This is a genomic window from Lachnoclostridium sp. An169, assembly GCF_002160525.1.
Taxonomy (GTDB): domain Bacteria; phylum Bacillota; class Clostridia; order Lachnospirales; family Lachnospiraceae; genus Mediterraneibacter; species Mediterraneibacter cottocaccae.
The window spans coordinates 25,568-39,128 of record NZ_NFKT01000019.1 but is presented as its reverse complement, the minus strand read 5'-3'; the positions used below and the strand labels follow the sequence as shown (position 1 = coordinate 39,128).

Sequence of the window (13,561 nt, the reverse complement as noted above, 5' to 3'; positions counted from 1 at the left end):
GGCTATCGAAAAAAAGTAATGCTCATAAGGAGGACAACATCTATGAAACTGGAAGAAAAAAACCTTATTGTCAGAAGACCCTACAAAGAAGTATACAGATGTGATGACAACATTGTGAAAGTGTTCAGCGAGACTCATCCGAAGTCAGATGTTTTCAACGAGGCGCTTCTTACGGCACGGATCGAGGAGACCGGACTGGATATTCCGAAGGTAAAAGAAGTTACGCAGATTGATGGAAAATGGGCCCTGGTCATCGAATATAAGGATGGAAAGACGCTGGAAGAGATGATGGAGTCCGACAGAAAGAATATGGAGAAATACATGGAGGATTTCGTTGATCTTCAGCTTGAGGTCATGAGCAAGACTTCACCGCTCCTCAAAGGGATGAAGGATAAACTTTCCCGTCAGATCAACAGCCTGAAAGAGATCGATGCCACGACGAGATACGAACTTCTGACACGTCTCGAGAGTATGCCAAAGCACAACAAGGTATGCCACGGCGATTTCAACCCGAGCAATGTGATTGTAGGAAAGAACGGCAAGATGACGGTTGTTGACTGGGCTCATGCAACACAGGGAAATGCAAGCGCAGACGCAGCTATGACATATCTGCTTTTTGCACTGAAGGATCAGGAGACAGCGGATATGTATATGAATCTGTTCTGCAGAAAGAGTGACACTGCAAGACAGTACGTACAGCAGTGGCTTCCGATTGTTGCGGCGGCACAGATGACAAAGAACAATGAACTGGAGAAAGATTTCCTGATGAAATGGATCGACGTCATTGATTACCAGTAGAATTGCGATGAGAGAATTCCGGATGGATTACAGACGTTCCGGAGTGAGAAAATGCAAAGAACAGGGGACATGCCGCACCGGCATGTCCCCTGTTTCCCTTCGTGCGGCGGTCTGCTGCACGAAGGTTCGTTATGCTCTTTGTACTGTATTTTCAGATTTTACCAGTAAGGGAAGAAAAGGTTATCTCCGATCACCACTCCGTTCCTGTTCGTGGAAGGAGCATAGAGGAAATAATAACAGTTAGAAACTGCCGCAAGACGCGCTCCGTTTACCGCATCCTGGGCAACCTGTCTTGCAAGACTGCTGGGGCCACGGTTCAGTACCGCATCAAGCTTGCCTGTCCACACGGGAGAGAACTGGCCTCTTGCATAAATAACGGAACTGATGCTGTTTCCAAAAAGAGGACTGGACACACGGTTCATAATTACGGTAGCAACAGCAAGCATACTGTTATAATCCTGTACTGCCTCGCAGTCGAGCAGTGCAGCGAGGAGTGTCACTTCATCCGTCGAGGCGCTGACGCTGCCGCCTGTTGTAACCGAACTGTCATAACTGCCGCCTCCGGAACTTCCGCCCGATCCGCTTCCGGAACTGCTGTTCCCGGCCGCTGCCTGCTCTGCGGCAATCCTTTCCGCTTCCAACCTGCGCGCTTCTTCAAGACGGGCATTTACCTCCTGAAGATTTGTGGAAGTCTCCTGGGCCTTTGCCTGAAGCTCCGCCTGCTGTGTCTCAAGACTGCCCTGCAGTTCGGTGAGAGAAGCCTGCTGGGATTCCAGAGAAGTCTTCTGGAACTCGATCTCATCATGGACTTCGGTGAGCTGGTCCAGGGCATTCCTGTCATACTCGCTGAGGTTCTCGATAAAATCCGCCTTGTTCAGGAAATCTGTCATATCTTCCGCGGAAAAAAGCATCTCTAACAGTGTCGCATTCCCGTTCTCGTACATAAACTTGATACGGGCTTTCATATCCTCGTACTGTTTCTCTTCGTTGGCCTCTGCTTCTGCCAGTGCGTCTGTCGTCCGCTCGATCTCGCCGTTTAACATCTCTACCTGCATCTCTGTGGATGAGATCTGTTCGCTCAGGGAAAGTATCTCCTGATTGATCCCCGCAAGCTGGCTTTCGAGGGCAGAAGTCTGATTCTCCAGGTTCTCGATCTCGTCATCCGCTTTTGCGGGGAGTACCGAAAGAACCATTGCAAAAGAGCACACCAGAGCAGCTCCTGCATGCATCCAGCGCTTTTTATTGATGTTCATAATCCCGATTCCTTTCTCCGTTCACTTTTCTATTGCTCTATTACGGAATAATATTATACTATAAATTGCGTAAGATAGCAAACCCTGTTACAATTAAGTTATAAAAAGTTTACATAATTGTTTCAGAATTTAAAGAGAAAAGTAAATTTTTGTGAAAAATGTACAGAGAGGGAAAATCAACATGGAAAAAAGAAAAATAAAGATGATAGGGCTGGATCTGGACGGAACGCTGCTCAATGACAGGAAGGAACTGCTCCCGTATACAAAGGACATACTGAAACGGGCTGTGGAAAAAGGGATTATTGTGCTCGTGGCAACCGGTCGTCCGTGGACCGGCATACCGGAAGAACTGAGGAATTTTCCGGGCATGCGGTATGCCCTGACAGCCAATGGAGCGCGGATCATCGATACTCTGGAAGGACGGATACTTGAGGAACATCTCCTTTCTCCGGAACTGGCAAAAAAAGCATTGGAAATCTGCGGGAAATATGATACGCTACAAGAGGTATACTTTGACGGGCAGGGATACGCGGAAAAAGAGAAAATGGACCATGTTGAGCGGTATCACCACAATCCGAACATGTGGGAATATATGAGAAAGACGAGGATACCGACGAAAGATATCATGGAACTGCTGGAGAAAGAAAACCGGCCTCTTGACAAGGTCCAGGCGCTGTTTGCCAGCATGGACGAGCGGACACAGGCCTGGCATGAGCTTGAACAGGTGGAAGGTCTGGATCTGGTGGGATCTCTTCATTATAATATAGAGATCAATGCAGCGGGCGTCAACAAAGGCACCGGGCTGATCAGCCTGGGGAGGCTCCTGGGAATCAGGAGGGAAGAAATCATGGCGTGCGGAGATGGAGATAATGATGTTGCCATGCTCAGGGAAGCAGGATTCGGCGTGGCTCCGGCGAATGCAGATGCTGCAGTAAAAGAAGTAGCGGATTATATTGCCGAAAGCAACAATGAGGAGGGCCCTGCCAAAGCAATCGAAAAATTTGCTCTTTGAGGAGGGAAAAGCTATGTTGGATGCATTGAAGGTTATTATACTCGGCATTGTGGAGGGAATTACAGAGTGGCTCCCGATCAGCAGTACGGGACATCTGATTCTCATGAATGAACTGCTGTCGCTTGACCAGGAACAGGCATTTATCGATATGTTTAATGTAGTAATCCAGCTCGGCGCTATCATGGCAGTGGTTGTGCTCTATTTCCACCGGCTGAATCCGTTCTCACCGAGAAAGACGGAAAAGCAGAAAAAACTCACCATACAGCTCTGGATCAAAGTCGTCATCGGCTCTATCCCCGCAGCTGTCGTGGGGCTCTCGCTGAATGATTTTATAGAAGAAAAGTTTAACAACGCCTATGTTGTGGCGGCTACTCTGATTATATACGGAATCCTGTTTATCGTGGTGGAGAATTATCAGAAGGGCAAAGAACCACGGGTGAGGAAACTGTCCGGGCTTACGGTACCGATGGTTCTGATTATCGGCGTGTTCCAGATGCTTGCCCTGATCCCCGGCACTTCCCGGTCTGGCGCCACCATTGTGGGAGCACTGATGCTCGGCGTCTCCCGGGGGCTGGCGGCAGAGTTTACATTTTTCCTGGCGATTCCGGCGATGCTGGGGGCGAGCGCCGTGAAGCTGTTCCACTTCGGATTGAATTTTACGGGAATGCAGGTGTTCCTTCTGATTCTGGGAATGGTGGTATCCTTTGGGGTTTCCATTGTTTCCATCAAGTTCCTGATGAAATACATCCGCAGCCATGATTTCAAGTTTTTCGGCTATTACAGGATCGTGCTGGGCATTATTGTATTCCTCTATTTCGGGATTACAGCGCTGACTGCATAAACAATGACTCTATAAACTGTGAATACAGGGCTGATTGCATAAACTGTGAATAAAGGGCTTGTTTTTTGCAGAAAATGTGCTAAAATGATTGGGATAATCTGAATGATTATGCAATTCAAAGAAAAAATGGAGGAATGGAACATGAAGAAGTTTTTGGCAGTATGCCTGTGCGCTGCACTGGCAGCAGGAACACTGGCAGCATGTGGAAGCAATGACGGAGGCGCATCAGGCGGAAACTCCGGAAGTGCGAAAAGAACCGCGAAGGTAATCGATATCGACCTGACAGATGAAGAATATGCATTCGGCGTAGACAAATCACAGCCGGAACTCCTTGAGCAGGTAAATTCATTTATCGCAAAGATTCAGGAAGACGGAACACTGGACGAGATCTTTGACCGCTACTTCGGCGACGGAGAGCCGCAGCCGGTAGAGTCCGCAGCACTGGATACTTCCAAGGATCAGCTTGTAGTTGCAACAAACGCAGCGTTTGAGCCTTTTGAGTACATGGAAGGCGAGAACTATGTGGGAATCGATATGGAGATCGCAGCGCTGCTGGCTGAGGAGCTTGGACAGGAACTTGTTATCCAGAACATGGATTTCGATGCAGTATGCCTTTCTGTAGGACAGCAGATGTGCGATATCGCCATGGCAGGTCTGACAGTAAATCCGGAAAGAGAAGAGTATGTAACATTTTCCGATACATACTATCAGGCATCCCAGCGTCTGATCGTGCCAAGCGATGACACTACTTTTGACGACTGCAAGACGAAAGAGGATGTAGAAGCAAAACTTGCTGAGCTGACGTCTGACACAAAGATCGGCGTTCAGCAGGGAACAACAGGAAACTCCTATGTAGAGGGAGATGAAAGCTTTGGCTTCCCGGGACTTAACGCGACATGCCAGACTTATAAGAGCGGATCTCTTGCAGTGCAGGATATGCTGAACAATAATGTTCAGTACGTGATCATCGATGCAGCTCCGGCAGAGGCGATCACAGAGGCGATCAACGCGCTCCAGTAGGAAGGAAAGAAAATGGGGAATTTTGGACAGAAAATAGACAGGTTTATAGAGATTTTCGTGGGACAGAACGGCTACGTAAGAGTACTTGAAGGTCTTCAGAATACTGCGCTTATCGCAGTCAGCGGTCTGATCATCGGTATCATCATAGGAACACTGATTGCAACGGTCAGGGTGATCCCGAAGTATAAGAGGCTTCCGAGGATTTTAAACGGGGTATGCGGCGTTTATGTGACACTGTTCCGCGGGGCTCCGATGGTTGTTCAGCTGCTTCTGTTCCATTATGTGCTGATGCCTTCCATCGGCGGAGGACTTACATCGGTGCAGGAATGTATGATTGTGTTCGGAATGAACAGCGGTGCATATATCTCCGAGATCATGCGAAGCGGTATTCAGTCCGTTGATCCGGGGCAGATGGAAGCAGGACGTGCAGTAGGCTTGAGTTTCGGGGCGAGTATGCGGATGATTGTAATTCCCCAGGCGGTGAAAAATATCCTCCCCACGCTGGGAAATGAGTTTATTACCCTGATCAAGGAGACGTCGGTGGTAAGTTTTGTCGGCGCTGCTGACCTCTATGTGGCATTCAGCTACATCGGAAGCAACAGCTATGAATTCATGGTACCGTATCTGGTGATGGCTCTTATTTACATTGCCCTGGTACTTCTCATTACCCTGCTGATCAGAATTATGGAAAGGAGCCTGAGGAAGAGTGATAGACGTAATTAATCTTAGAAAAAGCTTTGGGGCTCTGGACGTCCTGACAGGGATTAATATCACCATCAACAAGGGTGATATCGTCGCAGTGCTCGGTCCCTCCGGTTCCGGTAAAAGTACCTTCCTGCGGTGTTTAAACTGCATGGAGGACCCGACTGGCGGAAGTATTATTTTCAACGGTGTGGACATTGCAGACATGCATGTGGATATCAATGTGCACCGCCGCCATATGGGGATGGTGTTCCAGCATTTTAATCTGTTTAACAACAAAACGGTTCTGGAAAACGTCATGATGGCGCCCTCTTACCTGCGCTGCCAGGATCTGAAGAAGGCGAAGCGGAAGAACCGGATCACGAGGATAAAAAATGTATTCCGCAGCAAGAAAGAGGAACTGATTCCGATTACCCAGACGAAGAAGCAGATTCAGGAGGAGGCCAGACAGCAGGCGATGGATCTCTTAAAGCGGATCGGACTGGACGACAAGGCGAACGTTTACCCGTCCACCCTGTCCGGCGGTCAGAAGCAGAGAGTTGCCATTATCCGTTCCATGGCTATGAATCCGGATGTGATCCTTTTTGACGAGCCTACGTCAGCGCTTGACCCGGAGATGGTCGGGGAAGTGCTTGAGCTTATGAAGCGTCTGGCAGACGAGGGGATGACAATGGTGGTTGTCACTCATGAGATGGGCTTTGCCAGGGAGGTGGCTTCCCGTGTTATCTTTATGGACGACGGGCAGATCCTTGAGGAGGCTCCGCCGGAGGAGTTCTTTGAACATCCGAAAGATCCGAGGCTGAAGGAATTCCTGTCGAAGATTCTCTGATCTGCCGGGAGATGGCGAAAAAGCATAATGCCTCCGGAACAGGAAGTATGTGGATAAACATGAGAAATGAATAATATTTTTTTGAAAAATCAGTCTCCAGCAGGCTGATTTTTCAATATTATCAAAAGATTCAATGAGGTCAGAGCTATGAGATATGAGAGAATACACAGGGCATTCTTTGTCGAGCGCCCGAACCGTTTTATCGCCTATGTGGATTTGGACGGGAAGAGGGAGACGGTGCATGTGAAGAATACCGGGCGCTGCGCGGAGCTTCTGGTGCCGGGGGCTGCGGTATATATTCAGGAGAGCGATAATCCGGCGAGAAAGACAAGATGGGACCTGATCGCGGTGGAAAAAGGAGAGCGCATGATCAATATGGATTCTCAGATACCGAACCGTGTGGCAGAGGAGTGGGTCCGTGAGAGCGGATATTTCGGAAAGCCGTCCCTGGTGAAACCGGAGACGACTTACAGAAATTCCCGGTTTGATCTTTATGTGGAGTCGGAAGGCAGGCGGATTTTTATCGAGGTAAAGGGCGTGACCCTCGAGGAGGACGGCGTGTGCCGTTTCCCGGATGCGCCCAGTGAGCGGGCGGTAAAGCACCTGGAAGAACTGATAAAGGCGAAGAAAGAGGGATACGAGACTTACGTCTTTTTCGTGATTCAGATGAAAGGAGTCCGGTATTTTACACCAAATACCGATACTCATCCGGCATTTGCGGAGGCGCTGAAAAGGGCGGCTGCAGCGGGAGTCCGCATTCTGGCATATGACTGCGATGTGACGCCGGACAGCATCTGCATCAAAGATCCCGTGGATGTAGTGCTTCTAAGCCCCAGGCTCAAAGAAGCAGTGAATCCGCTGATAGAGTGGTATCGAACAAACAGGAGAGACCTGCCCTGGCGGAAACGGATGAATGCCTACCGGGTCTGGATCTCGGAGATCATGCTGCAGCAGACACGGGTGGAGGCTGTGAAGCCCTACTATGAGAGATTCCTGGCGGAACTGCCGGATATAAAGGCACTTGCTGAAGTACCGGAGGACCGGCTTCTGAAGCTGTGGGAGGGGCTGGGGTATTACAGCCGTGCCCGGAACCTGAAAAAGGCAGCGGAACAGATTATGGAAGAGTACGGAGGAAAGTTTCCGGAGACTTATGAGGAAATCTGTACCCTCAAGGGGATCGGCAGCTATACCGCAGGCGCAATCAGTTCTTTCGTATATGGCATACCAAAACCGGCGGTGGACGGAAACGTACTCCGGGTGGTGACAAGGCTTCTTGCATACAGCGGTGACATTATGAAAGCCTCGGTAAAGAAAGAGATCGAGAAAATGGTAGAGGAAGTGATCCCCCGGGATGCGGCGGGAGATTTCAACCAGAGCCTGATCGAACTGGGCGCGGTGGTCTGTCTGCCGAACGGAGAGCCGAAATGCGAGATTTGCCCGGTGAGGGGCATCTGCCGTGCAAAAGAGGAGGGAACGCAGCGGGAGTATCCTGTAAAGCAGAAAGCAAAAGCGCGCAGAATTGAGGAGAGAACGGTGTTTGTCTTCTGTGACAGCAATTCTGTGGCAATCCGTAAACGGGGGAACAGCGGGCTCCTGGCGGGAATGTATGAGTTCCCCAATGTAGAGGGACATTTAAAGCGCAGCGAAGTGATTGAATACGGAAAATCACTGGGGCTTGCGCCTGTCCGTGTGAAGAAGCTGTCTGATGCAAAACACATTTTCAGCCATATCGAGTGGCATATGACCGGTTATCAAATCCTCGTGGATGAGCTGGAGAAGATTGATACCGGGGACGTGATCTTTGCCGGACGGGATGAACTGAAAGAAAAATATCCCATGCCCTCCGCTTTCGAGCACTTTAAGGAAGCGGCGGGGATGTGAAAAGGAACAAACACCGAGTCCGCTCGGTTTTCTTGAAACCGGCTCTGATTTATGCTATACTTTTCACGACAGAAGAGACAGGAGAGTATACAGATGAACGGAAAAACAGAACTATCCAGACAGCAGCAGAAATCCAGGGAAACCCGGGAGAAGATCTTTCAGGCGGCGAAACGGATTTTGCAGAAAAAGGGATATGAGGAACTTTCAATTAAAAATATCTGTGAGGAGGCGGGCGTGTCCAATGGGAGCTTCTACCATCATTTTAAGACGAAGGATGACCTGCTTTCCTACTATATAGAGGATCAGCCGACGATCAATCCGGATCTTCTCGAACTGCCGGAGGATGTGGCAGGGGTGAAAAAGGGGATCATCGAGGTGTACATGAATTATGTGAAGTACTGCCGGGAACTGGGCGTGGAATTCATGTCCGGCTACTATGACACGAAAAACCAGGCGCTGAATGCGGCGATCCGTACGGAGCGGCCTTACCCCATTGTGACGGTACAGACTTATGTGGAGAAGGCGATTGCAGCGGGCGTGGTAAAGCTGAATGAGGAGATTGATGAATTTACCACGGATATCCGGATGATTGTGATCGGAAATGTGTTTGAGTGGTGCCTGCGGGGCGGCGATACGGATTTTGAGGGAAATATGAGCCGCTCTCTGGGAAAATATCTGGATGCAACACTCTGTGAAGTGTAACGGTTTATCCGGATGCATTGATCTGCGGGGAGCAACAGTTTTTCCGTGGCTCAATGAGATCGGTACGGAGGGGGATGGCAGTGGAATATGAATTTATCGTAAATCCGAAGGCGCGCTCCGGAATGGGGGCGGAGACGTGGAAGATGCTGGAGCCTGAGCTGAAGAAGAGACACATTCCCTACAGTCTGTTTCTGACAGAACGCCGGGGGCACGCCAGAGAGATTGCAGAAGGCATTACGTCGGATAAAGAAGAGCACAGTATTGTGATCCTGGGTGGAGACGGGACCGTAAATGAGGCGGTCAATGGCATCTGTTTTCCCGGAAAAGTGACTCTGGGATATATCCCCATCGGTTCCAGCAATGATTTTGCCCGTGGACTGGGAATATCGAAAGATCCGCTGACGGCGCTGGAACGGATACTTAGCCCGGAGAAAGTGATCTCCATGGACGTGGGAGTTCTCGCGAGAAACGGTAAGACGAGAAGGTTTGCTGTAAGCGCGGGAATCGGTTTTGACGCGGCAGTGTGCCACGAGGTGTGCGTGTCCCGGTGGAAAGTGATCCTGAACCGGCTGGGACTGGGAAAATTGAGCTATGCGGCTGTGGCCCTGGACCGGCTGATCAAGGACCGTCCGGTGCGCGCGGAGATCCTGTGGGATGATGGAAAACGGCAGATCTTTGAGAAGACTTACTTTGCAGCATTTATGAATCTGCCCTATGAAGGGGGCGGATTCAGGTTCTGCCCGGAGGCTTCGCCGGAGGACGGGATGCTTGATGTGATGGTCGTATCGGGCATCAGCAGGCTTAAGATTCTCTGCCTGCTTCCCACGGCTTTTTCCGGGAAACATGTGGGTTTTAAAGGCGTTGACATTGTGCGGTGCCGGAAGCTGACTGTGGAGACAGACAGGGCGCTGCCCATCCACACGGACGGTGAACCGTGCTTCCTGCGGCGGAGGGCGGAAGTAAGTATTCTGCCGGAAAAGCTGCGGGTTATTGTTAGATGAAAGATAAATTTACCGGAAGGTAAAACAAGAGGTGAGCAATATGTTACTGATTTTGCTGCTTGTTATAGCGGCGGTAGTGATTCTTGGCGGTTTTATGACTGCCCCGAGGCTGTCGGGCCGCCGCAGAGTGTCTCCTTTTGTGGGGACGAAGTGGGCGCACAGAGGGCTCCACGATATGACGAAAGGAATTCCGGAGAATTCCATGGCGGCTTTTGACGCGGCTGTGGATGCAGGATACGGCATCGAGCTTGACGTCCATCTGACGAAGGATAAGCAGCTTGTCGTATTTCACGACGATACCTTTGAGCGGGTATGCGGAAAAACGGGCAATGTGGAGGAAACGGATTACAGTGAGATGAAGTCTTACCGCCTGTGCGGGACAGAGGAGAGAATTCCGCTTTTCTCTGAGGTGCTCCGGGCAGTGGACGGGAAGGTTCCCCTTCTCATCGAGGTGAAACTGCCTAATGCCGATACAGAGATCTGCCGGTATCTGGTGCAGGAACTGGAGCATTATAAAGGACGCTATATGATCCAGTCCTTTAACTGCCTGGTCCTGCGGTGGCTGAAAAAGCACCGGGGCGAGATCCCCAGGGGACAGCTCTCCTCCAACCTGACGGAAAGTGAGAAGACGCCGCATTATCTGCTGCGGTTCTGCGTAAAATATTTACTGAGCAACTGGATCTGCCGGCCGGATTTCATTTCCTACAAATGGGCGGACAGGAAAAATCCGGGATTCTGGCTGAACCGGGTGGTGTTCCGGGCGCCTACGGCGGCGTGGACGCTTCACGGGGAGCGCGCGGTGAAAGAAGCAGGACGGAAAGTGGATATGATGATTTTTGAGCTGAACTGACCGGAAAAAAGCCGGAAATCAAAAGAATTTCAAAAGATTTGTTAACCTTTTATGAAGGTGGTTGTTGTTGGTTTTGAATCGTGCTATAATCGAGGCGAATTGAGCGGAAGACTTCAAATCACGCAAGGGAGCATCAGATTATGAGGAAATTAAAAGCCAGATTCACAGAATGGATGAAAAAGTATAAACATGCATGGGTTCTTCTTTATATTTTTATTTATATGCCCTGGTTCCTGTACCTGGAAAAACATGTGACGACAGACTACCATGTGATACAGACGCGGTTGGATCAGTATATTCCGTTTATTGAATATTTTATCGTGCCGTATCTGCTCTGGTTTGTATTTATTGCCGGTGCGGTTCTGTATTTTTTCTTTACAGATGTGCCGGGATACTATAAACTGACAAAATTCATGTTTACCGGGATGACGATCTTTCTGATCATATCCACCCTGTTCCCGAACGGACAGGATTTAAGACCGGTTGTATTTGAGCGGGATAATATTTTTGTCGATATGGTACGGATGCTGTACCGGGCGGATACAAGCACAAATGTATTCCCGAGCCTGCATGTGTTCAATTCACTGAGCGTGTGCGTGGCGGTTTACGAGAGCAGCGAACTGAAGAAACACAAATATATAAGCTGCGGCGTCTATCTGCTTGCCGCCCTGATTATTCTTGCAACCATGTTCTTAAAGCAGCATTCCATACTGGATGTGATCGGAGCGTTCCTGATGGCGTATGTGCTGTACCAGTTTGTATATGCGCCGGAGAAGAAGAAGGTGCCGGGATATGCGCGGCAGAAGCGGCAGAAACGGCCGGCGCTGTAGATGCAAGAATATAGAAGACATATAAAGAGGAAATAAAACGAGCTGCTGCACACATATCAGATTATAGTGTGCGGCGGCTTATTTTCTGTTTCTATAGTAGCCAATTCACGCCGATGGTGATATAATGGGAAAAGATGCGAGAATCAGTAGTAGGAGGAATAATTACATGAAAAAGATCATGCTTACCGGAGACCGCCCGACAGGGAAACTGCATGTGGGACACTATGTAGGATCGCTGAGAAGGCGTGTGGAGCTCCAGAATACAGGAGACTTTGACGATATATTTATTATGATCGCAGACGCCCAGGCGCTGACGGACAATGCGGACAACCCGGAGAAAGTTCGCCAGAATATTATCGAGGTGGCGCTGGACTATCTGGCGTGCGGGCTGGATCCGGAGAAATCAACGCTCTTTATTCAGTCACAGGTGCCGGAACTGTGCGAGTTGTCCTTTTATTATATGAATCTGGTTACGGTTTCCAGACTGCAGAGGAATCCTACCGTCAAGGCGGAAATCCAGATGCGTAATTTCGAGGCCAGCATCCCGGTGGGATTCTTCACGTATCCGATCAGCCAGGCGGCGGATATCACAGCGTTTAAGGCGACGACAGTCCCGGTTGGAGAGGACCAGATGCCGATGCTCGAGCAGACAAGAGAGATTGTGCACAAGTTTAACTCTGTTTACGGGGAGACCCTGGTGGATCCGAAGATCCTTCTCCCGGAAAATGAGGCGTGCTTAAGACTTCCGGGAATCGACGGAAAGGCGAAGATGAGCAAGTCGCTGAACAACTGCATCTATCTGTCCGAGGAGCCGGAGGAGATCCAGAAGAAAGTATTCAGCATGTTTACGGACCCGAACCATATCCGGATCGAAGATCCGGGCAGTCTGGAGGGCAATACCGTATTTACTTATCTGGATGCATTCTGCAGACCGGAGTATTTCCCGGAATTCCTGCCGGAGTACAAGAATCTGGACGAGCTCAAAGAGCATTATCAGAGAGGCGGACTTGGGGATATGAAGGTCAAGAGATTCCTGAACAATGTACTTCAGGCGGAACTGGAGCCCATCCGCAACCGGAGGAAAGAGTTCCAGAAAGATATCCCGGCAGTCTATGAGATCCTGAGAAAGGGAAGCATCAAAGCGGAGGCTGTTGCTGCACAGACATTAAAAGAGGTTAAGGCCGCCATGAAGATCAACTACTTTGATGATGCTGAACTGATCCAGGAGCAGGCGGAGCGGTTCGGAGAGTAGAAAACGCGGCAGGGAATATTTGAATTCTGAGAAAACGGAATAAAAGAAACACAGGGAAGCGTCAGCCGGAAACGGAGCAGGCGCTTCCCTTTTTTGCCGCTTTCCGGTTACATGTTTCAGAAACGGCTGAAACGATGCGGTTTCGCGCAGGGATAATACAGTTTCATATACAGGTAAAAAGAAAAAACGTAAAGCAGCCTTTAAAGATGCTTTACGTTTTTTGTTACGTGCGATAGAAGATTCGAACTCCCGGCCTTCTGATCCGTAGTCAGACGCTCTATCCAGCTGAGCTAATCGCACATTTCGCTGTTTCGTTCACAGCAAAATATATTATAGCCGGGTTTTGAAGGAATGTCAATAACTTTTTTATAGTTTTTGTACGATTTTTTTAAATTTTCAAATTTTTTCAACTTTTGTCACTTTTCCCACCCCCGACAGATTCCAGGCAGTACAGCCGGATAACCGGCAGGAGTATAAAAAATAACCAGATCCTTGAAATTGTGACATATTTTAGCGAAATGTTTTATTGATGCCCGGCGGGATAAATCGTATATTTCTTTTAACTCTGGTGTCAATGCGAAGGGATGCCG

13 protein-coding genes and 1 tRNA gene are annotated in these 13,561 nt (G+C 49.4%); 12 read left to right on the top strand and 2 right to left on the bottom strand.

Annotation, left to right across the window (positions count from 1 at the left end; genetic code table 11):
• Positions 1-42: 42 nt before the first annotated feature.
• On the top strand, positions 43-798 hold the full coding sequence (locus B5F07_RS13480) for an aminoglycoside phosphotransferase family protein (RefSeq protein WP_087161807.1): 756 nt from the start codon (positions 43-45) through the stop codon (positions 796-798).
• 158 nt (positions 799-956) lie between these two features.
• Here the strand turns inward: B5F07_RS13480 and B5F07_RS13475 are convergent, their stop codons facing one another.
• Positions 957-2,051 carry a cell wall hydrolase gene (locus B5F07_RS13475; protein WP_087161806.1) on the bottom strand — a complete coding sequence of 365 codons (1,095 nt, stop codon included), beginning with the start codon at positions 2,049-2,051 and terminating at the stop codon, positions 957-959.
• A gap of 181 nt (positions 2,052-2,232) precedes the next feature.
• On the opposite strand from B5F07_RS13475, the gene B5F07_RS13470 reads away from it, so the two are divergent.
• From B5F07_RS13470 to trpS, 11 genes are all read left to right on the top strand, one after another.
• Positions 2,233-3,063: a Cof-type HAD-IIB family hydrolase gene (locus B5F07_RS13470; protein ID WP_242972530.1), complete on the top strand. Its 831-nt coding sequence runs from the start codon at positions 2,233-2,235 to the stop codon at positions 3,061-3,063.
• A gap of 13 nt (positions 3,064-3,076) precedes the next feature.
• A complete protein-coding gene (locus tag B5F07_RS13465) occupies positions 3,077-3,904 on the top strand; it encodes an undecaprenyl-diphosphate phosphatase (protein ID WP_087161805.1) in 828 nt (275 codons plus the stop codon).
• A gap of 141 nt (positions 3,905-4,045) precedes the next feature.
• The gene (locus B5F07_RS13460) at positions 4,046-4,924 is read left to right on the top strand and encodes a transporter substrate-binding domain-containing protein (protein WP_191403881.1); all 879 of its coding nucleotides are present in this window, start codon (positions 4,046-4,048) and stop codon (positions 4,922-4,924) included.
• A 12-nt stretch (positions 4,925-4,936) separates the two neighbouring features.
• Positions 4,937-5,647 carry an amino acid ABC transporter permease gene (locus B5F07_RS13455; RefSeq protein ID WP_087161804.1) on the top strand — a complete coding sequence of 237 codons (711 nt, stop codon included), beginning with the start codon at positions 4,937-4,939 and terminating at the stop codon, positions 5,645-5,647.
• Positions 5,631-6,455, top strand: a complete 825-nt coding sequence (locus tag B5F07_RS13450; protein ID WP_087161803.1) for an amino acid ABC transporter ATP-binding protein — start codon at positions 5,631-5,633, stop codon at positions 6,453-6,455. The genes B5F07_RS13455 and B5F07_RS13450 overlap by 17 nt, the downstream gene beginning before the upstream one ends.
• A gap of 147 nt (positions 6,456-6,602) precedes the next feature.
• Positions 6,603-8,336 carry an A/G-specific adenine glycosylase gene (mutY, locus tag B5F07_RS13445; RefSeq protein WP_087161802.1) on the top strand — a complete coding sequence of 578 codons (1,734 nt, stop codon included), beginning with the start codon at positions 6,603-6,605 and terminating at the stop codon, positions 8,334-8,336.
• 93 nt (positions 8,337-8,429) lie between these two features.
• Positions 8,430-9,038 (top strand): TetR/AcrR family transcriptional regulator, encoded by a 609-nt coding sequence (locus B5F07_RS13440; RefSeq protein WP_087161801.1) that lies wholly within the window; start codon positions 8,430-8,432, stop codon positions 9,036-9,038.
• A 74-nt stretch (positions 9,039-9,112) separates the two neighbouring features.
• Positions 9,113-10,039, top strand: coding sequence for a diacylglycerol/lipid kinase family protein (locus B5F07_RS13435; protein ID WP_087161800.1), 927 nt, complete (start codon positions 9,113-9,115; stop codon positions 10,037-10,039).
• Positions 10,040-10,079: 40 nt separating this feature from the next.
• A complete protein-coding gene (locus tag B5F07_RS13430; protein WP_087161799.1) occupies positions 10,080-10,889 on the top strand; it encodes a glycerophosphodiester phosphodiesterase in 810 nt (269 codons plus the stop codon).
• Between the two features lie 140 nt (positions 10,890-11,029).
• Entirely contained in the window at positions 11,030-11,719 is a 690-nt protein-coding gene (locus B5F07_RS13425) for a phosphatase PAP2 family protein (protein WP_087161798.1), read from the top strand.
• Positions 11,720-11,885: 166 nt separating this feature from the next.
• Entirely contained in the window at positions 11,886-12,971 is a 1,086-nt protein-coding gene (gene trpS, locus B5F07_RS13420) for a tryptophan--tRNA ligase (protein ID WP_087161797.1), read from the top strand.
• 226 nt (positions 12,972-13,197) lie between these two features.
• Here trpS and B5F07_RS13415 read toward each other — a convergent pair.
• Positions 13,198-13,271 (bottom strand) — tRNA-Arg (locus tag B5F07_RS13415).
• Positions 13,272-13,561 lie beyond the last annotated feature (290 nt).

What these genes read in the sequence shown, in the direction of transcription:
- B5F07_RS13455 (WP_087161804.1), top strand. Translation starts at nt 4,937, where the DNA reads ATGGGGAATTTTGGACAGAAAATAGACAGGTTTATAGAGATTTTCGTG.
- B5F07_RS13435 (WP_087161800.1), top strand. Translation starts at nt 9,113, where the DNA reads ATGGCAGTGGAATATGAATTTATCGTAAATCCGAAGGCGCGCTCCGGA.
- B5F07_RS13465 (WP_087161805.1), top strand. Translation starts at nt 3,077, where the DNA reads ATGTTGGATGCATTGAAGGTTATTATACTCGGCATTGTGGAGGGAATT.
- mutY (WP_087161802.1), top strand. Translation starts at nt 6,603, where the DNA reads ATGAGATATGAGAGAATACACAGGGCATTCTTTGTCGAGCGCCCGAAC.
- trpS (WP_087161797.1), top strand. Translation starts at nt 11,886, where the DNA reads ATGAAAAAGATCATGCTTACCGGAGACCGCCCGACAGGGAAACTGCAT.
- B5F07_RS13480 (WP_087161807.1), top strand. Translation starts at nt 43, where the DNA reads ATGAAACTGGAAGAAAAAAACCTTATTGTCAGAAGACCCTACAAAGAA.
- B5F07_RS13470 (WP_242972530.1), top strand. Translation starts at nt 2,233, where the DNA reads ATGGAAAAAAGAAAAATAAAGATGATAGGGCTGGATCTGGACGGAACG.
- B5F07_RS13440 (WP_087161801.1), top strand. Translation starts at nt 8,430, where the DNA reads ATGAACGGAAAAACAGAACTATCCAGACAGCAGCAGAAATCCAGGGAA.
- B5F07_RS13430 (WP_087161799.1), top strand. Translation starts at nt 10,080, where the DNA reads ATGTTACTGATTTTGCTGCTTGTTATAGCGGCGGTAGTGATTCTTGGC.
- B5F07_RS13425 (WP_087161798.1), top strand. Translation starts at nt 11,030, where the DNA reads ATGAGGAAATTAAAAGCCAGATTCACAGAATGGATGAAAAAGTATAAA.
- B5F07_RS13460 (WP_191403881.1), top strand. Translation starts at nt 4,046, where the DNA reads ATGAAGAAGTTTTTGGCAGTATGCCTGTGCGCTGCACTGGCAGCAGGA.
- B5F07_RS13475 (WP_087161806.1), bottom strand. Translation starts at nt 2,051, where the DNA reads ATGAACATCAATAAAAAGCGCTGGATGCATGCAGGAGCTGCTCTGGTG.